Raw genomic sequence first — 17,014 nt, 5'->3', positions numbered from 1 at the left:
CCCCGATTCCTGATTGCCGTTATCGAGAGGGCATCAGGGGTAGTATGGTTGCGATTAACAATTTATAGTGGTTTTCAGTAAGATATTAATATGATGATATTGCATCATCATCAGTATTTTTGGCGAAAAATTTTATCGTTGTTTTGTTTTTAATTTTGCAAAGATGTTAGAGAAAAATGAAATTTAATTTTCGCTTCTTTTTGTATGCTCTGTTTTTTGTTCTGGTTTTTCTTGCAGCCGGAACGGCATTGTTCTGGAACAAAATAAACGAATATTGGGCTGTATATCAGTATGCTCAAATATTTAAGCCTGATGTAATCGATAAGAATTTTCGCAGTCTCTACAAGGTTTATCCATCTGTCCGTGTGCCCCATACGGCAGATGTCAGTATATTACCGGTGGCGGAACGCTCATTGCCGGAGACTTATAATTATAAAGGGGAAACACGGAAAATTTCGGATTTTTTAAAGCGTACGGATACGACGGGTTTCATTGTGCTCAAGGACGGGGAGATTGTCCATGAAAGCTATGATCGTGGCAATTCCGAAGCGTCACAATCCATTGCAATGTCTCTTTCAAAGTCATTCGTATCTTTTCTGATTGGTAATGCGGTTGCTGATGGAAAGATTAGCCTTGATGAAACGGTTGATCATTATGCGCCTGCTCTCAAAGAGGGGGGATATAAGGGCGTCAAGGTCAAAAATGTCCTGCAAATGTCCTCCGGCATTGGCTTTAATGAAGATTATGGCGATCTGAATTCGGATATTGTCCGCTATATCATTCAGATGCTGACCGGGTCGGTTGCGGATTTTACAGCACATTTGAAGAATGAACGTGAGCAGGGAACCCTTAATCAATATGTGTCTGCTGACACACAAGTGCTTGCATTGGTGCTGGAAGGCGCAACAGGTGTGCCGATACAGAGTTATTTTCAGGACCGTCTTTGGTCAAAGCTGGGAGCTGAGGCTGATGCTTACTGGCTTATCGATCCCAAGGGCGAAGTCGTTGCCGCAGGCGGGTTAAATGCTGTTCTTCGCGACTTTGCACGTTTTGGACTGCTTTATATGAATGGTGGACGCAATTATCGCGGTGAACAGATTGTGCCGGAACAATGGGTGCATGATTCTGTAACCCCGGATGCCCCTTATCTGATGCCTGGCCGAAACATGCCTGATGGTAAAGTGGCTTATGGTTATGGCTATCAATGGTGGATTCCATCAGACCCGCAGGGGGACTTTGTCGGCGTGGGAATCTATGGTCAGTTTATCTATGTGAACCCTGTAAAAAACGTGGTGATCGTCAAGACATCCGCTTATGCAAACTTCAATATTGATGGTCAGGCCATGAAAGATGAAACTATTCACATGTTTCAGTCGCTGGCCAATGCGCTATGATAATTGGCTAAATCTGCTCTGAATAGCGGTCGCGCAGGTCTATTGATTAGCGCTGGATGCGCCGGGCATGTGAAAAGTGACGTTTTTTATATCAGATACCCACTGCATGGTTCATTCCTGTGAGAAAAACTCAAACTTATAGCTTTACACGCTTATAAAGCACCTTATTCTGCGCGGTGATTTGATGGGGTGCGGATGCTATTTGTATGATGAATGGAGCTGTCTCTGGCGGGAAACCGCCACTATCCAATTTTGCGCGGCAGCTATTGCAATTTCTGGATCGAGTAGAATATCGACGTGTCGTGCATTCGGAAGATCTCGAAGAGATTGGACGTTTGCGCTATCGCTCTTACCGAAGCGCCAATGTGATGCATGAATCCGAGGCCGCATCAATTGTTGATGATATTGATCGTGATAGCCAGGCATTTGTCTATGGTATCCATATTGACGGGCAACTGGTGAGTACGCTTCGTATTCATTACATAACGCCTGATCATCGTCGCGGGACCAGTTATGCACTTTTCCCTGATATCCTTGATCCGTTATTGAATAGCGGCATGAGCTTTGTTGATCCAACAAGGTTTGCCGCAGACCCGGAACTGCTCAGTGAATATCCGGCTATTCCCTATGTCACCCTGCGCATTGCTGCAATGGCTTCTGAATATTTTCAAGCCGATCAATGTCTTGCATCGGTCAAGCCTGAACATATGGCGTTTTACAAGCGTATTTTCGGGACAAGTGTCATGGCGGAAGCACGGGAGCATGAAGGTTATGGAATCAAGGTAGGATTGGGAGCTGCCCCAATACGCAATATTCGCGATGCCGTTGCGGTTCGTTTCCCGTTTTTCAAATCGCAACCGCATGAGCGACGCGCCATGTTCGGGAGTTTTGCGAATGATGTTGGACCGCTGACTATTCTGCCTACTGCGAAATATACTGGCCTGGGTGTCTGATCGGGCTTTATAGAATGGCTCTTTACGATAATTTCTTTTTGTCATTGGATTTATCGTGAAGGTTTCTTTAAACAATTAAATCTGGTAATTTTCAAAAAAAAGAGCTATTGGGACGCAGGAGCGCCCTGAGCGGGGCGTCGGATGAGGATAATAATAAAAGCAGCTGTTTTTCTGAACAGCTTATAACTGTGTTGTGTGTGCATTGAAGATTGCGGATATTGTGTCTAAACTTCGGCAGAATATCTCAATGGGTGGAACTGAAAATGGCAGAACATCAGAATACGGCCCCGGCTGAGCTTGGCGCGCCAATGGATTATTCCGAACACGAAAAAACCTATGCCGGTTTTGTAGGCATTTTTAAGTGGGCAACCGTGGCGGTTGTTGCACTTTTTGTTGCCATGGCATTCGGTTTTTTTGCGGGTGGTTTCTTTTCCGCGACCGTTTTGTTTGTTCTGATCTGCGCCGCTGCCTGGTTCCTCCTTTAAAGAGTTTACCGGTATTATCTGCAGGATTTGATCAAAATGCCTTGGCGTGAGTGCAATATGCGCTTTGCCGGGGCTTTATGCATGTCGTGTTTCAGTATTTTAAGGGGCTTCTTCCCGGAAGCCCGGATTGTGCCCGGCTGTAAGGCCGGATTAAGCCACGAAAGGGAAACCAGTTGGCCCAGACTATATTCATTCCGAAAGAGAGTGATCCCGTTGAGCCCCGCGTTGCGGCATCTGCCGAGACGGTGAAGAAATTCATCGCGCTTGGTTTTGATGTTGTGGTGGAAAAAGGCGCAGGAGAAAAATCGCGTATTATTGACAGCGATTTTGTCACTGCGGGCGCAAAGATCGGCACTGCGGCACAGGCCAAAACGGCAGATGTTATTTTGAAAGTGCGCCGTCCGAATGATGCGGAACTCAAAACGTATAAAGCGGGTGCCGCACTTTTTGCGATGCTTGATCCATATGGCCATGAAGCAGCAGTTGCAGCTTTGGCAAAGGCCGGGATATCCGCTTTTACGATGGAATTCATGCCGCGTATCACGCGCGCGCAGGTGATGGATGTTCTCTCGTCACAGGCCAATCTGGCAGGTTATCAGGCCGTTATTGATGCAGCCGACGTCTATGACCGCGCCATGCCGATGATGATGACGGCGGCTGGAACGGTTCCGGCAGCCCGTGTGTTTGTCATGGGGGCGGGCGTTGCAGGTCTTCAGGCGATTGCGACCGCACGCCGCCTTGGCGCCGTCGTTACTGCAACGGATGTTCGTCCGGCTGCAAAAGAACAGGTGGCTTCGCTTGGCGCAAAATTCATTGCGGTTGAGGATGAAGAGTTCAAGGCTGCTGAAACTTCCGGCGGCTATGCCAAGGAAATGTCGAAGGAATATCAGGCGAAGCAGGCAGCACTTGTTGCTGAGCATATTGCCAAACAGGATATTGTTATCACGACAGCACTTATTCCCGGCAGGCCGGCTCCGCGTCTTGTGACGAAGCAGATGGTTGCCGCCATGCGCCCGGGTTCGGTGCTGGTTGACCTTGCTGTAGAACGCGGCGGCAATGTTGAAGGCGCTGTTGCCGGTCAGGTTGCCGATGTCGATGGCGTGAAGATTGTTGGATATCTCAATGTGCCGGGACGGATTGCTGCCACTGCTTCACAGCTTTATGCACGCAATCTTTATGCGTTTCTCGAAACGCTGGTCGATAAGGAAACAAAGCTTTTCAAGCTTGATCCTGAAGAAGAGCTGGTGAAGGCAACATTGTTGACCCATGAAGGCAAAGTCGTGCATCCGGCTTTTGCCAAGGTTGAAGCCGAAACAAAGCCTGAAGCTGCTGCTGTTGAGGCGGTGGGCGAAAAACCAGCCCGCAAGACGACCCGCAAAGCGCCTGCCAAGCCTGCGAAAACTTCCGCTGATGGAGGAGAGGCATAATGTCCAATACAGCACTCGAAAAAGCTCTTGAGAGCCTCAATCAGGCGGCGGATGCCGTAAGACAGGCAACAGAAAATGCAGGTGGTCTGGGTGATGCAGCCGCCGCTGCCGCTCATGCTGCAAGTGGTGGCGTGGTTGATCCGTTTGTGTTTCGCCTTGCGATTTTCGTTTTGTCGATTTTCGTGGGTTATTATGTGGTCTGGTCGGTAACGCCTGCGCTGCATACACCCTTGATGGCTGTGACCAATGCGATTTCTTCGGTGATTGTGGTCGGTGCGCTTCTGGCGGTTGGGCTGTCACTTTCAGGCTGGGCGACGGGCTTTGGCTTCTTCGCGCTCATTCTTGCAAGTGTTAATATTTTTGGTGGCTTCCTCGTCACCCAGCGCATGCTTGCCATGTACAAGAAAAAAGAAAAGTGAGGCTGAACCATTATGAGCATTAATCTTGCAGCCTTTCTCTATCTCGTTTCCGGCGTATTGTTCATTCTGGCGCTGCGGGGCCTGTCGCATCCGACAACCAGTCGTCAGGGCAATATGTTTGGCATGGTCGGCATGGGTATCGCCATTGTCACGACCCTTCTGCTGGCCCGTCCAAGCTTTGGCGGTCTGGTGCTGATTATTCTTGGTGTCGGTATTGGCGGTGGCATTGGTGCAGTGATTGCACGCCGTATTGCCATGACTGCGATGCCGCAGCTTGTGGCAGCCTTTCACTCGCTGATCGGTCTTGCCGCCGTTCTCGTTGCGGCGGCTGCCCTTTACTCACCGCATTCCTTTGGCATTGGCGAAGTGGGCCAGATCCATGGTCAGGCGCTGATTGAAATGTCGCTGGGTGTTGCGATTGGTGCAATCACCTTTACCGGTTCGATCATTGCATTCCTGAAACTTGATGGACGCATGTCAGGCAAGCCGATCATGTTGCCGGGACGCCATGTGATCAATGCGGCCCTTGCTGCTGCAATCGTGATCCTGATTGCTGTGCTGACCAATACTGAAAGCCATTCCGTATTCTGGCTGATCGTCATTCTGGCACTGGTTTTTGGCGTGCTGATCATCATCCCGATTGGTGGTGCGGATATGCCGGTTGTCGTTTCCATGCTCAATTCCTATTCGGGCTGGGCTGCGGCAGGCATTGGTTTCACGCTTGGCAATCTGGCGCTGATCATTACCGGTGCGCTGGTTGGCTCATCCGGTGCGATCCTGTCCTATATCATGTGTAAGGGCATGAACCGTTCGTTCATTTCCGTGATTCTTGGTGGTTTCGGTGGTGATACGACGGCTGCCAGCAGTGGCGAAGTCGAGCAGCGCCCGGTCAAGCAGGGTTCGGCTGACGATGCAGCCTTTATCATGAAGAATGCATCCAAGGTGATCATCGTGCCGGGCTATGGTATGGCGGTGGCACAGGCACAGCATGCGCTGCGTGAAATGGCTGATAAGCTGAAAGCCGAAGGCGTGGAAGTGAAATATGCAATCCACCCTGTCGCCGGTCGTATGCCGGGTCATATGAATGTGCTGCTGGCTGAAGCCAATGTGCCTTATGATGAAGTGTTCGAGCTTGAAGATATCAATTCGGAATTTGCGACGGCTGATGTTGCCTTTGTGATTGGCGCGAATGACGTGACCAATCCGGCAGCAAAGACCGATCCGCAATCGCCGATTTTTGGTATGCCGATCCTCGATGTCGACAAGGCCGGTACGGTTCTGTTCATCAAACGCGGCATGGGTTCAGGCTATGCGGGTGTGGAAAACGAATTGTTCTTCCGTGACAACACCATGATGCTTTTTGCCGATGCAAAGAAGATGGTCGAAAACATTGTGAAGGCATTGGACCACTAAAACAAAAAGGGCGGCTCAAAGCCGCCCTTTTTTTCTGACTGATTATGCTGGCTTAGCTATAGATCATTTTGTCCTGAAGCGCACGCAGTTCAGCAATCTTTGAGCCGGGCTGTGGTGCTGCATTGGAATAGGTGATCAGTTCGCCTTTCTTGATCAAGGCGGTGACAGTGCCGTTTTGCAACAGGCCGCAGGGAATGGCTTTTGCGCTACGAGCTTCCGGCGTTGTCATAATCCACGAGCGGTAGCAATATTGGCCAATCGCGTCGAGCTTTTCGCCCGGCTGCATATCTTTTTTTGCAACGGCACAGACTTCTGCGACCGGTTTTGGCAGCGGCACCATATCGGATTTTCCGTGCAGAACGACGCGTGCGACCGTCAGCGGCACTTCAAGCGAAGTGAGGTGGTAAGGACGGTGGAAAGTGAAATAAGGGCCTTTGCCGATTTTCAGATCTTCCAGACGCTCGTTGAGGCGGGGGTGGTCCATCTTGGCAACCACAAATACGCCGGGCGAAACGCCCTTGCCGATAGAATAATCGACGACACCGCTTTTGCTGAGAACGCCGCCATCTGCCTGCGGGATGAGTGTTTGGCTTAACTGATCAACGCTTGCGCGGGGGCCATGCATACCGGCAATATCAGGCACAAGGCCGGTTGCATTGGCAATCGCCGCCATTTCGACCATGGTTTTTGAACCATCGACAAATTCGACCAGCAAGCGGACATTCATGTTCCGGCGATCGGCTTCTTCCTGATAATCATCCGGGATCGCATCAAAATTAAGCGGATTATTTTTGCCCTTGCCAGCCGACACCACTTCATAACCAAGAGCTGAAACGAACTCGATCAGCTCCATACAGGATGACGGTTCGTCGCCTGCACCGAGCGAATAGATAACGCCCTGTTTGTCAGCCTGCGCCTTGAGATAGGGTCCGATGGTGACGTCGGCTTCGACATTCATCATGACGAGATGCTTGCCGTTCTCAATAGCCTTGATCCCGGTTTGCGCACCCACTTCCGGGATGCCGGTCGCGTCAATGATAACGTCGATCAATGGATTGGAGAGGATCAGGTCATTATCGCCGGTGACTGCGATCTTGCCGCTCTCAATAGCGCTTGTCATGGCGCTTTCGCTATTAGCTTCGTGAGCATTATCATCATTGCCATAGGCAGTATGAATAGCTTTGAAGGTGTTTGGCAGACGCCGGGCGGAGAGTGCGCCGATTTCGATGCCGGGCATACGGGCGACCTGTGTGACAATGTCGGTTCCCATTTCACCTGCGCCAATAAGGCCGATGCGGATTGGTTTTCCTGTTTCAGCGCGGATTTGTAAGTCCCGCGCCAGTCCAACCAGTGCCACATTCGTTGTCATGAGAGTCTCCGCGATAATTTTGTCACGCTTCACTTGTTATAGATGCGTAATCGTTGAACAGTCTCTATATCAACTGTGAAACCTGTGCATCCCAAATCAGCGCGACAAAATACGCATTCTACCGGAGTCTTTATGAGCCACACCTCTCCCTTTGATCTCGTTATCTTTGATTGTGACGGGGTTCTCGTTGATAGCGAGCCGCTTTCCTGCCGCGCATTTGAGCAGGTTTATGCCAATCATGGCATGATGTTGCCGGAAGGGAGCGTTGCCAAAGGCATTGGTATGAAAGTAGCCGATATTGTAAATATGATCGAGGATATGACGGGGAATCGATTGCCTGATGGCGCTGTGGATGATTTTTGGCCTATCACGCGCGATCTGTTTGCCAAACATTTGCAACCAGCAGCCGGCATTGCCGATTTTCTGAAAGTTTTGCCCCATAAGCGTTGTGTTGCATCTTCGTCGCATCCGGAGCGTATAGCATTCAGTCTTGAGAAGACCGGGATCAATCAATATTTTGGTGATGCGGTATATTCATCCAGCATGGTCAAACGCGGAAAGCCCGCGCCTGATCTTTTTCTGTTTGCTGCCGACAAAATGGGTGTTGATCCGGCGCGTTGCGTGGTGATCGAAGATTCGCCCTTTGGTGTCGAAGGCGCGATTGCGGCTGGCATGACGGCTTTTGGCTATACAGGCGGCGGACATAGTTACGAAGGCCATGCCGAACGTTTGGCTGATAAGGGCGCAAGTCGTGTTTTTGCCCATTGGGACGATATTGCGCGTGAAATCCTGCTTGCTGCTTGAGGTTAGGATTGCCGGATTTTTTTTATAGGTTAAAGAAGGCTCTATCAGTTCAGCAGAAAGTGTGAGGGAATGAAGGACGCAATTACGCTCGACCAGTTGCGCGAGGCGATTGGTACGGAAATCGGATGTTCTAAGTGGCGCGAAGTTACACAGGAAATGATCAATCAGTTTGCTGATGCAACCGATGATCATCAGTTCATTCATGTCGATCCAGAGCGCGCAGTCAGGGAAACGCCGTTTGGTGGCACGATTGCGCATGGCTTTCTGACTTTGTCGCTGCTTTCTACGCTGGCATTTGAAGCACTGCCGATGCTTGAAGGTGCCACAATGGGCATCAATTATGGATTTGATAAGGTGCGCTTCATGGCGCCGGTCAAAACCGGTGCACGTGTGCGTGCCCGTTTCAAACTGGCGAATGCCGATATTCGACCTTCAGGACGGGTGGTCAATCATTATGAAGTGACGCTGGAAGTCGAAAATACCGTTAAGCCGGCGCTGACGGCCACATGGCTGACCATAGCCGTTGTGGAGCCGCCACAGGCATAAGACACAATTTATAACTTGCTAGGGTCAGGGCATTTTAGTTCGATGAGCATGGCATCTGGAATGACCATCTGCAAAGGTGAACAAATAGGTTTCACAAGCGCATCCATCCAGATTGCGCACTGTCCCCGCGTGCTTTAAAGAATGAACTATAAAAGGCTCTCACCGGATTCCAACCAGCCATGCCCCAAAAGCCGCGTCCTCTCATCGCCGTTCCCACCGATTTAAAGCCATTTGAGAACTACATATGGCATGCGGCCCCTGAGCAATATCTATCAGCCGCAATAGATGTGGCCGGGGTTACACCGCTTCTTGTGCCAAGCTTTGGAAGTAAAATGGATATTGAGACTATTCTGGCTGGTGTAAATGGTCTGCTCGTCACCGGCTCAAAATCCAACGTCAATCCAGAGCTTTATGGCGTGGAACCCAATGAAAATTTTGAACCCTATGACAATGCACGTGATGCAACATCGCTGCCATTAATCCGTGCCGCTATCGAAAAGGGCGTCCCCGTTCTGGCCATCTGTCGTGGCTTGCAGGAACTCAATGTTGCTTTGGGTGGCACACTGGCAACTGAAATTCAGGAACTCGAAGGCCGGATAGATCACCGGGCGCCAGAAACCGCCAGTCAGGAAGAACGCTTCGCACTTCAGCATTCAGTCAAAATCGCACCCGATTCCTGTCTCGCAGGAATTCTCAAATCCGAAAGCGTAAAGGTGAACTCGGTCCATCGTCAGGCGATTGACAAGCTTGCCCCCCAACTCGAAATTGAAGCTGTGGCTGATGACGGGACGATTGAAGCCGTCTCGGTCAAAAATGCAGCGGGCAAAAATACAAAGGGCTTTGTCGTCGGCGTGCAATGGCATCCGGAATACTGGGCGCAGTCCGATATGCCATCACGCAAGATTTTCGAGGCTTTTGGTGAGGCAGTGCGCATCTATCACGCTGAGCGCACTGTCTGAAATATCATGCTCTCTTGATATTTGCGGTTTCCGGCACCGGCGTCAGCGCCTCCCCCTTGTCGAACCATGAAATCAGATTATCGATCACAAGATTAGCCATATCCTGACGGGTCTTTTCCGAAGCCGAACCGATATGCGGCAGTAAAACCGTGTTCGGCGCGTCAAGAAGCGCCTGCGGCACATTCGGTTCATCAGCAAATACATCAAGGCCTGCGGCAGCAATCGTGCCATCCTGCAAGGCTTGTGCCAGCGCATCCTCATCCACAACTGAACCGCGGCCAATATTGATCAGAACGCCTTCTGACCCAAGTGCGCCCAGCACTTGCCGATTGACCGCTTTTTCAGTTTCAGCACCACCCGGAGCGACCAGAATAAGCGTATCGACAGCCTTGGCCAGTTCCAGCAGGGTTGGATAATAATCATAATTCACATCATCAGCTTTGCGACGATTATGATAGGCGACCGGCAAGCCAAATGCCTCAACACGATGCGCAACAGCTTTACCAATGCGTCCAAGACCGAAAATACCAACTTTACGACCCCGTAAAGACAGCTTTGACAGCGGATAACGGCCCTGTTTGATCCACTCGCCGGAACGTAAAAATTCCTGCGACTTTGACAATTCCCGAACAGTATCGATCAGCAGACCAATTGCGGTATCGGCTACCTCATCGGTCAGGACATCAGGTGTATTTGTAACCATGACGCTTCTGGTTGCTGCGTGCTTTGCATCAACTGCATCATAACCAACACCAAAATTACCGATGATTTCAAGATTTGACAGCGCATCAATCAAGCCGGCATCCACGCTCGACATGCTGGCTATACCCTTGATATCTCCAGCCCATCCAGCTTCAACCAGTGCCGCATCGCCCTTGGGAATACGTTTGATCCTGAACTCCTCAGAAAGCCTGGCAACGGCATATTCATTAAAATTGCCGAGTACCAGAATTGTCGCTTCGCGTTGGGTCATGATCACTTCCTTATGCTCGAGCACGTTTCAGCAAACCAATGCAATTGGCTCGCTGATTATGAAACTGGTCAGATATTTTTCGGTTTGGATGTGGATTGCCTTATATGCAATTCCGGCTTGATCAGCTCCTGATCATGCGAAACCTCAACCCCGTTCAATTGATCAAGAAGCGCACGTGCCGCACGGCGGCCAACCTCACGCTGACCATTCCAGACAGTCGTCAATGCTGGTGTTGCAATGGCAGCTTCTTCAAGATCATCATAGCCGGTAACAGAAATATCTTCACCCGGCACAAGACCAGCACGCGCAATACCATTCATCAAACCAATAGCGGAAAGATCATTCCAGCAAACTGCGGCTGTCGGCTTGTCTTTAAGCGCCAAAAACTGTGGTGCAACTTCAAAACCGGCCTGCTTGGTACGCGGGCCAGCAATGCGCCATTCCGGTTTCACTTCCAGTCCAGCTTTCTGCATGGCCTGCAAATAGCCCTGATAACGATCACGGCCCGTCGACGTCTGATCCGTTCCGCCAATCATCGCAATGCGTGTATGACCAAGCGAGATCAGGTGATTGGTAGCCAGACCAATACCATAAGCATCATCGCCTCTGAAAACCGGCGCATGAACACCTTCAACATCACGTGCAATCAGCACGACCGGAAGGCCATTATCTTCCGCAAGCTGAATATCTTCCGGCGGAGTGCCAATAGCCGGTGACATGATCACGCCATCTGCACCAAGCTGAAGAAGCGTATCCATAAAGGTGCGCTGCTTTTCCAGCTGGTCATAATGGTTGGACAAAATGAAAGTCTGCCGCGAGCGATCCAGTTCCGTTTCAATGGAGCGCAAAATTTCTGCGAAAAACGGGTTCATGATGTCGTGCACAACAACACCCACAATACCGGAGCGCGATGTGCGAAGACTGGCCGCTCTGCGGTTATATATATAACCGATCGCACGGGCATGTTCCTTGATTTTTTCGCGTGTCTGATCAGCGACAAGCGGACTGTCACGCAAGGCCAGCGAAACGGTAGCCGTAGAAACACCAAGCGCGTCTGCGATGGTCGAAAGCTTGATTTTCTGAGCCAAGTCGCCTCCCCGATATGATCATGCATCAATCACAACAGGAATAGCTTCAAATCAGTTCAAAAACAGAAATCGCCATCCCATTTAAAAAGGGTTATGCCATTGCAAACATTGAATTGAAAGTTTTTTCGGCGCGGCTTTATAGCCTTGCACTCATTCCGCATCGTCATCATCAGCAACCTGGCTGTCCAAATCATCGGACAGACGCACGCTGCCACGTGTTGCAAGATTATTTTCCATACGACCAAGCATCTTGAGAAACGCCTTGCGCTCCTTCTTATCAAGGCCTTTCAACATATCCTTTTCCGTCTTTCGAATGGATTTTTCGATATTCCTGATCGCCTCGACACCCTGAGGGGTGAGATAAACATGCGATTGGCGCTGATCCGTCTCTGACGCTCTTTTCACGACAAAGCCCTGACCTTGCAGTCGCGTGATCGTTTTTGTAATGGTCGGAGGACGGACACCAAGGCGCTGGGCAAGGACACCCGGCGGCAAGCCGTCTTCTGATGCAAGCTGCAACATCACAGCATCCTGACCGGCATAAAGACCCAGATCAAGCAGGCGTGTGGCCAGCACAGTTCTTGTCAGACGCGCGACCGATTGCAGCCGGTACAGCATTACTGTCTTGTTGTCTTTACTCATCCTCACCCACCCTTTGGTCATCCGACTAATAAAGTGCAATATACAGCAAGATATTGTCTGGGATATGAAGCCACAAGCGCCAACAACAAGTTAAGGTAAACTTTGGAGCTATAAAGTAAAATTGCCGCAGCAAATAAAATTTCACAGCGAAGATTGCATATCTTTGGCAAATGCAAACGCAAGAGCGCATTTCGAAAACTGTGAAACGGTTTTCGGTCAAAGATGCGCGTTAATACAACTATTCAGAGCCCCGATCTGATTCAATCTGATCGAAACACCTTTAATGTCGGAATCAGACCAATGATTGCTGTTATAATCGATCAACATTAAGGTCAGAACCCTTTCAACACGGAGAAAAACATGACCAGTCTGCGCGACCAGAACAGCGACATGATCGTCGTCCTGCCCCTTGGCGCCCACGAGCAACATGGCCCGCACCTGCCCTTTGAAACCGATACGATCATTGCTGAAGGCATCGTTGCACGTGTGAACGAAGCACTGCCGGTCGATTTGAATGTCAATTTTCTGCCCGTCCAGCCAGTAGGCTATTCCATCGAGCATATGGATGTCGAAGGCACACAAAGCCTCGCTTTTTCAGAAGCTGTCAATCAATGGGTCGGCATTGGCGAAAACCTTCATGCAGGCGGCATTCGCAAATTGGTCATGCTCAATGCCCATGGCGGCAATTCACCGCTGATGACCATTGTCGCAACAGAGTTACGCACCCGCCTCGACATGCTGGCCGTGGCCACAAGCTGGACCCGCTTTGGCCTGCCGGAAGGACTGATCACCCCGCAAGACAAATCACTCGATATTCATGGCGGGTTTATTGAAACATCGGTCATGCTGGCCCTGCGTCCCGATCTGGTGGACATGTCAAAAACTGCAAATTTCACCAACAAGCAATCCGACTTTGCAAAAGAGTTCAAGCATTTGCGGGCCTATGGCCCTCATGCTTTCGGCTGGAAAATGCATGATCTGAATGAAGAAGGCGTTGCCGGCAATGCAAGTGCTGCCACAGCCGAAGCCGGCGAAAAAATCCTTGCCCATGCTGTCGCGGGTTTCATTGAGCTTCTGCAGGATGTCGATCAGTTTGACCTTGCACGCTTTACAAAGGAAGAACTGTCAAGAACGTGATTAAAGCATAATCCGACCGGAGTGAAACGAGGATCGATAAGATTATGCTTCAAATAAAAGGAGTTAGAGCGTCGATCTGATTCAATCAGATCGAAATCCGCTCTAAAGCTGATGTAATAATATAGCATTGCATATAGCATTCACAGGCACCTTCCCTTATATGAAATACCCTGTATGAAGCCTTATCGGGACGCATCTGCGCCACCATCAAAAGGCAGCAACTCAAGAGGCACAAACAATGAGCCAGACAGAAGCCCAAACCGAGGACAAGTCGACCCCCGACGCTGGCACAGAAGCTGTCCGCATTCCCGTTACCGTTTTGACCGGATATCTGGGCTCGGGTAAAACAACGCTCCTCAATCGCATCCTCACTGAAAATCATGGCAAGCGTTATGCAGTTATTGTCAACGAATTCGGCGAGATCGGCATCGACAATGATCTGATCGTCGAATCGGACGAAGAAATCTACGAAATGAACAATGGCTGCATTTGCTGCACCGTGCGCGGAGATTTGATCCGTGTAGTGCAAGGCCTGATGCGCCGTCCGGGTCGTTTTGATGCGATTATCGTTGAAACCACTGGACTTGCCGATCCGGTTCCTGTCGCGCAGACCTTTTTCATGGATGACGATGTACGCGCCAAGACGGTTCTTGATGCTGTTGTAGCCCTCGTAGATGCCAAGCATCTTCCATTGCGCCTGAAAGACAGCCGCGAAGCCGAAGACCAGATTGCATTTGCCGATGTGGTGCTGATCAACAAGACCGATCTGGTGACACCGGAAGAACTGGCTACGGTTGAAGCCACTGTCCGCGCCATCAATCCGCATGCAATCATCCACCGGACCGAACGTTCTGCAATTCCGCTTGATCGTGTTCTTGATCGCGGCGCCTTTGACCTCAAACGGGCGCTCGAAAACGATCCGCATTTCCTCGACCATGATCACCCGGATCACGTCTGCGGCCCGGATTGCGATCACGATCATGACCATCATGAGCACGATGGGCACCATCACCACCATGGGCACGATCATGAACACCATGATCACGACCACACATGTGGTCCAGACTGTGGGCATGACCACCATCATCATGCATCGGCCATCCATGATATAACGGTGACATCCGTATCGTTGCGTGCGGGTGAAATTGATCCGGCCAGATTCTTCACCTGGATCCAGAACATTACCCAGACACAGGGACCAAACATTCTGCGGCTCAAGGGCATTATTGCCTTCAAGGATGATCCGGACCGCTATGTGGTGCAGGGCGTGCATATGATCATCGAAGGTGATCATCAACGCGCATGGAAGCCGGAAGAGAAGCGTGAAAGCCGCCTTGTATTCATCGGACGCGAGCTTGACGCCAAAGAACTCAAAGCCGGTTTTGAAAACTGCCAACCAAAATAATATTGGAAACTGATGCCTACAGTTGCCCCACTCGACCTTGATGGTCATTGTCTTTATGCCTGCTTTATCAGTGGGATTCCTTTTTTTGCTCTGGCCGATGGAACCATCCACCGGCTGGACAATGGTCATCAGACCAGCATAGCCCATGACGGCCTTCTCAGCGCAACACTGACTTTCGACGGCAAAGCACTTCTGACTGGCGGCGAAGACGGCCGCGTTTGTGAAATGGCCGCAGATGGTACTCTCACAGAGCTTGCCAAGGTTGCCCGCAAATGGATAACGGCTGTTGCAAGCGGCCCTGCCGGCAGCGTCGCTTTCGCCTCCGGTCGCTCGGCCTGGGTGCGTTCATCCAACGGGAAAATACAGGAATACAAGCAGGAACGCAGCGTTGAAGGCATTGCCTTTGCACCCAAAGGTCAGCGTCTGGCAATCGCACGTTATAATGGTGCAACATTGATCTGGCCGGGGACAGAAGCAAAGCCTGTCGAGCTTGAATGGAAAGGCGCACATATTGGCGCACTCTTCTCGCCAGATAATCGTTTTTTGATCACCTCCATGCAGGAAAATGCGCTGCATGGCTGGCGTCTGGAAGATAGCAAACACATGCGCATGACCGGCTATCCGGCCAAAGTCAAAGACTGGTCATGGAGCGTGAAGGCCAAATGGCTTGCAACGTCCGGTGCACCGGCAGCAATCATCTGGCCTTTTGCCGGCAAAGACGGCCCGATGGGCAAAGCACCGCTTGAGCTGGGTCTGCGCGGTGACAGCATGGTGACAGCCGTTGCCTGCCATCCGCTCGAAGAGATTGCAGCGATTGGCTATAATGACGGCATGATTTTGCTGGTACGTTTTTCAGACCAGAAGGAAGTGTTGCTTCGCCGTCCCGGTAAAGGTGCGATCACCAGCATGGGCTGGGATGATCAGGGCACACGTCTCGCATTCGGCTCTGAAACGGGCGACTGTGGTGTCGTGGACATGACAACCACCTGATAGATTGAATAAAAGGCCTCAAACGAGGCCTTTTATTATTTGGATTTCATAGTGACCGTTGGGCCACCGTCTGGGCCAAGTGAGGCCACCCACTGGCTGATGGCTGACGCATCTTTTTCACCAAGCATATGATCTGCTTCAATAATACGCGCATCAACCTTTGCCCCGCCAGAGCGCAGCAAGGCTGAAAGAGCCGGGGCAAAAGGCGAATAAAGCTTGTCTGCCTCACCCGTGATCGTCAGCACGCGCGTCTTGCCAAGATTTGCAACCGATACATTATCCAGCACAGGCATAGAGCGCATCAGCACCGCACGCTTGACCAGATCCGGGTGCAGCATCATGGTTGCAGCCAGCAGATTTGCACCATTGGAGTAACCGACAAAGGTTGCATGGGGCAAATCAAGGTCCTTCTCGTCTGCAAGACGCGTGAGAAATGTCACAAATGCATTGGCTTCAAGCTTCACGTCTTTCTGGTCAAATTTGACGGGCGTGATGCGCTTGTACCAGCGCGTGCCACCATCCTGCATGATGCGACCGCGGACACCCAGCAATGTTGCACGCGGCCAGATTTTTGAAGCCATCGGCACAAGGCTCGTTTCATTGCCGCCCGAACCATGCAGCAGAACAATCAATTCATTCGATGCATTTTCCGGCTTATAGAAACGATAGATAAACCGCTTGCTGCGTGAAAAATTCTGTTCCGTCGTCGTTTCAACTTCCATATTTCTGTCACGCATTGTTACGCCCTCCCCGAGCCGCGGAGTGCCTGTTTCATCTTTCATCAAAGCAGAAATACCGTTTAGCACCATGCCCTGCGATTTGCTCACGACCTTCACAGGCCTGATCTCATTCATGATCTCATTGCCTGCAAATGCAGTGCTCGCTGTTGCTGCAAACGCCATCAATATGGCGGCTATAAACGTCTTCTTTACCATAAGCTCAACTTGCCACTTATATATTAACGAAGCTTTTAAGAGAGGTCTCAAGTTTGATCTGATCAGTGCTCTTAG

17 protein-coding genes are annotated in these 17,014 nt (G+C 50.6%); 12 read left to right on the top strand and 5 right to left on the bottom strand.

What is annotated here, in order from left to right; translation table 11 throughout:
• Positions 1–176: 176 nt before the first annotated feature.
• The 6 genes from FHY56_RS02705 to FHY56_RS02680 all read left to right on the top strand — a co-directional run bounded on the left by FHY56_RS02705 (position 177) and on the right by FHY56_RS02680 (position 6,091).
• The gene (locus FHY56_RS02705) at positions 177–1,394 is read left to right on the top strand and encodes a serine hydrolase domain-containing protein (protein ID WP_140903649.1); all 1,218 of its coding nucleotides are present in this window, start codon (positions 177–179) and stop codon (positions 1,392–1,394) included.
• A gap of 206 nt (positions 1,395–1,600) precedes the next feature.
• Positions 1,601–2,347 (top strand): N-acyl amino acid synthase FeeM domain-containing protein, encoded by a 747-nt coding sequence (locus FHY56_RS02700; RefSeq protein ID WP_140903648.1) that lies wholly within the window; start codon positions 1,601–1,603, stop codon positions 2,345–2,347.
• 263 nt (positions 2,348–2,610) lie between these two features.
• The gene (locus FHY56_RS02695) at positions 2,611–2,832 is read left to right on the top strand and encodes an aa3-type cytochrome c oxidase subunit IV (protein WP_140903647.1); all 222 of its coding nucleotides are present in this window, start codon (positions 2,611–2,613) and stop codon (positions 2,830–2,832) included.
• Between the two features lie 173 nt (positions 2,833–3,005).
• Entirely contained in the window at positions 3,006–4,259 is a 1,254-nt protein-coding gene (locus FHY56_RS02690; protein WP_140903646.1) for a Re/Si-specific NAD(P)(+) transhydrogenase subunit alpha, read from the top strand.
• On the top strand, positions 4,259–4,678 hold the full coding sequence (locus tag FHY56_RS02685; protein ID WP_140903645.1) for an NAD(P) transhydrogenase subunit alpha part 2: 420 nt from the start codon (positions 4,259–4,261) through the stop codon (positions 4,676–4,678). The genes FHY56_RS02690 and FHY56_RS02685 overlap by 1 nt, the downstream gene beginning before the upstream one ends.
• Before the next feature lie 12 nt (positions 4,679–4,690).
• Positions 4,691–6,091 carry an NAD(P)(+) transhydrogenase (Re/Si-specific) subunit beta gene (locus FHY56_RS02680; RefSeq protein WP_140903644.1) on the top strand — a complete coding sequence of 467 codons (1,401 nt, stop codon included), beginning with the start codon at positions 4,691–4,693 and terminating at the stop codon, positions 6,089–6,091.
• Positions 6,092–6,143: 52 nt separating this feature from the next.
• Here FHY56_RS02680 and FHY56_RS02675 read toward each other — a convergent pair whose 3' ends face one another.
• Positions 6,144–7,460: a 1-deoxy-D-ribulose 5-phosphate reductoisomerase gene (locus tag FHY56_RS02675; RefSeq protein ID WP_140903643.1), complete on the bottom strand. Its 1,317-nt coding sequence runs from the start codon at positions 7,458–7,460 to the stop codon at positions 6,144–6,146.
• A gap of 132 nt (positions 7,461–7,592) precedes the next feature.
• On the opposite strand from FHY56_RS02675, the gene FHY56_RS02670 reads away from it, so the two are divergent.
• From FHY56_RS02670 to FHY56_RS02660, 3 genes are all read left to right on the top strand, one after another.
• The gene (locus tag FHY56_RS02670) at positions 7,593–8,264 is read left to right on the top strand and encodes an HAD family hydrolase (RefSeq protein ID WP_140903642.1); all 672 of its coding nucleotides are present in this window, start codon (positions 7,593–7,595) and stop codon (positions 8,262–8,264) included.
• 69 nt (positions 8,265–8,333) lie between these two features.
• Positions 8,334–8,810: a MaoC family dehydratase gene (locus tag FHY56_RS02665; protein ID WP_140903641.1), complete on the top strand. Its 477-nt coding sequence runs from the start codon at positions 8,334–8,336 to the stop codon at positions 8,808–8,810.
• Positions 8,811–8,989: 179 nt separating this feature from the next.
• A complete protein-coding gene (locus FHY56_RS02660; RefSeq protein ID WP_140903640.1) occupies positions 8,990–9,769 on the top strand; it encodes a gamma-glutamyl-gamma-aminobutyrate hydrolase family protein in 780 nt (259 codons plus the stop codon).
• A 4-nt stretch (positions 9,770–9,773) separates the two neighbouring features.
• Here the strand turns inward: FHY56_RS02660 and FHY56_RS02655 are convergent, their stop codons facing one another.
• The 3 genes from FHY56_RS02655 to FHY56_RS02645 all read right to left on the bottom strand — a co-directional run bounded on the left by FHY56_RS02655 (position 9,774) and on the right by FHY56_RS02645 (position 12,472).
• Positions 9,774–10,742 (bottom strand): 2-hydroxyacid dehydrogenase, encoded by a 969-nt coding sequence (locus FHY56_RS02655; protein ID WP_140903639.1) that lies wholly within the window; start codon positions 10,740–10,742, stop codon positions 9,774–9,776.
• A 68-nt stretch (positions 10,743–10,810) separates the two neighbouring features.
• Entirely contained in the window at positions 10,811–11,830 is a 1,020-nt protein-coding gene (locus FHY56_RS02650; RefSeq protein WP_140903638.1) for a LacI family DNA-binding transcriptional regulator, read from the bottom strand.
• 150 nt (positions 11,831–11,980) lie between these two features.
• A complete protein-coding gene (locus tag FHY56_RS02645; RefSeq protein WP_140903637.1) occupies positions 11,981–12,472 on the bottom strand; it encodes a MarR family winged helix-turn-helix transcriptional regulator in 492 nt (163 codons plus the stop codon).
• A 360-nt stretch (positions 12,473–12,832) separates the two neighbouring features.
• Between FHY56_RS02645 and FHY56_RS02640 the strand changes: the two genes are divergently transcribed.
• The 3 genes from FHY56_RS02640 (at position 12,833) to FHY56_RS02630 (ending at position 16,004) form a co-directional block, all read left to right on the top strand.
• Positions 12,833–13,609 carry a creatininase family protein gene (locus tag FHY56_RS02640; protein WP_140903636.1) on the top strand — a complete coding sequence of 259 codons (777 nt, stop codon included), beginning with the start codon at positions 12,833–12,835 and terminating at the stop codon, positions 13,607–13,609.
• 238 nt (positions 13,610–13,847) lie between these two features.
• Positions 13,848–15,014, top strand: a complete 1,167-nt coding sequence (locus tag FHY56_RS02635) for a CobW family GTP-binding protein (protein ID WP_140903635.1) — start codon at positions 13,848–13,850, stop codon at positions 15,012–15,014.
• Between the two features lie 12 nt (positions 15,015–15,026).
• Positions 15,027–16,004 (top strand): WD40 repeat domain-containing protein, encoded by a 978-nt coding sequence (locus FHY56_RS02630; RefSeq protein WP_140903634.1) that lies wholly within the window; start codon positions 15,027–15,029, stop codon positions 16,002–16,004.
• Between the two features lie 35 nt (positions 16,005–16,039).
• Here the strand turns inward: FHY56_RS02630 and FHY56_RS02625 are convergent, their stop codons facing one another.
• Complete coding sequence (locus FHY56_RS02625) at positions 16,040–16,939, bottom strand: alpha/beta hydrolase (RefSeq protein WP_140903633.1); 900 nt, start codon at positions 16,937–16,939, stop codon at positions 16,040–16,042.
• Positions 16,940–17,014: the final 75 nt, after the last annotated feature.

It is taken from the genome of Brucella gallinifaecis (assembly GCF_006476605.1).
Taxonomy (GTDB): Bacteria; Pseudomonadota; Alphaproteobacteria; order Rhizobiales; family Rhizobiaceae; genus Brucella; species Brucella gallinifaecis.
This window is presented reverse-complemented; position numbering and strand designations above follow the sequence as displayed.

Excerpts from the sequence above, each read along its gene's own strand:
- FHY56_RS02705 (WP_140903649.1), top strand. The coding sequence starts at position 177 with ATGAAATTTAATTTTCGCTTCTTTTTGTATGCTCTGTTTTTTGTTCTG.
- FHY56_RS02700 (WP_140903648.1), top strand. The coding sequence starts at position 1,601 with ATGATGAATGGAGCTGTCTCTGGCGGGAAACCGCCACTATCCAATTTT.
- FHY56_RS02695 (WP_140903647.1), top strand. The coding sequence starts at position 2,611 with ATGGCAGAACATCAGAATACGGCCCCGGCTGAGCTTGGCGCGCCAATG.
- FHY56_RS02685 (WP_140903645.1), top strand. The coding sequence starts at position 4,259 with ATGTCCAATACAGCACTCGAAAAAGCTCTTGAGAGCCTCAATCAGGCG.
- FHY56_RS02680 (WP_140903644.1), top strand. The coding sequence starts at position 4,691 with ATGAGCATTAATCTTGCAGCCTTTCTCTATCTCGTTTCCGGCGTATTG.
- FHY56_RS02675 (WP_140903643.1), bottom strand. The coding sequence starts at position 7,460 with ATGACAACGAATGTGGCACTGGTTGGACTGGCGCGGGACTTACAAATC.
- FHY56_RS02670 (WP_140903642.1), top strand. The coding sequence starts at position 7,593 with ATGAGCCACACCTCTCCCTTTGATCTCGTTATCTTTGATTGTGACGGG.
- FHY56_RS02665 (WP_140903641.1), top strand. The coding sequence starts at position 8,334 with ATGAAGGACGCAATTACGCTCGACCAGTTGCGCGAGGCGATTGGTACG.
- FHY56_RS02660 (WP_140903640.1), top strand. The coding sequence starts at position 8,990 with ATGCCCCAAAAGCCGCGTCCTCTCATCGCCGTTCCCACCGATTTAAAG.
- FHY56_RS02655 (WP_140903639.1), bottom strand. The coding sequence starts at position 10,742 with ATGACCCAACGCGAAGCGACAATTCTGGTACTCGGCAATTTTAATGAA.
- FHY56_RS02645 (WP_140903637.1), bottom strand. The coding sequence starts at position 12,472 with ATGAGTAAAGACAACAAGACAGTAATGCTGTACCGGCTGCAATCGGTC.
- FHY56_RS02640 (WP_140903636.1), top strand. The coding sequence starts at position 12,833 with ATGACCAGTCTGCGCGACCAGAACAGCGACATGATCGTCGTCCTGCCC.
- FHY56_RS02635 (WP_140903635.1), top strand. The coding sequence starts at position 13,848 with ATGAGCCAGACAGAAGCCCAAACCGAGGACAAGTCGACCCCCGACGCT.
- FHY56_RS02630 (WP_140903634.1), top strand. The coding sequence starts at position 15,027 with ATGCCTACAGTTGCCCCACTCGACCTTGATGGTCATTGTCTTTATGCC.
- FHY56_RS02625 (WP_140903633.1), bottom strand. The coding sequence starts at position 16,939 with ATGGTAAAGAAGACGTTTATAGCCGCCATATTGATGGCGTTTGCAGCA.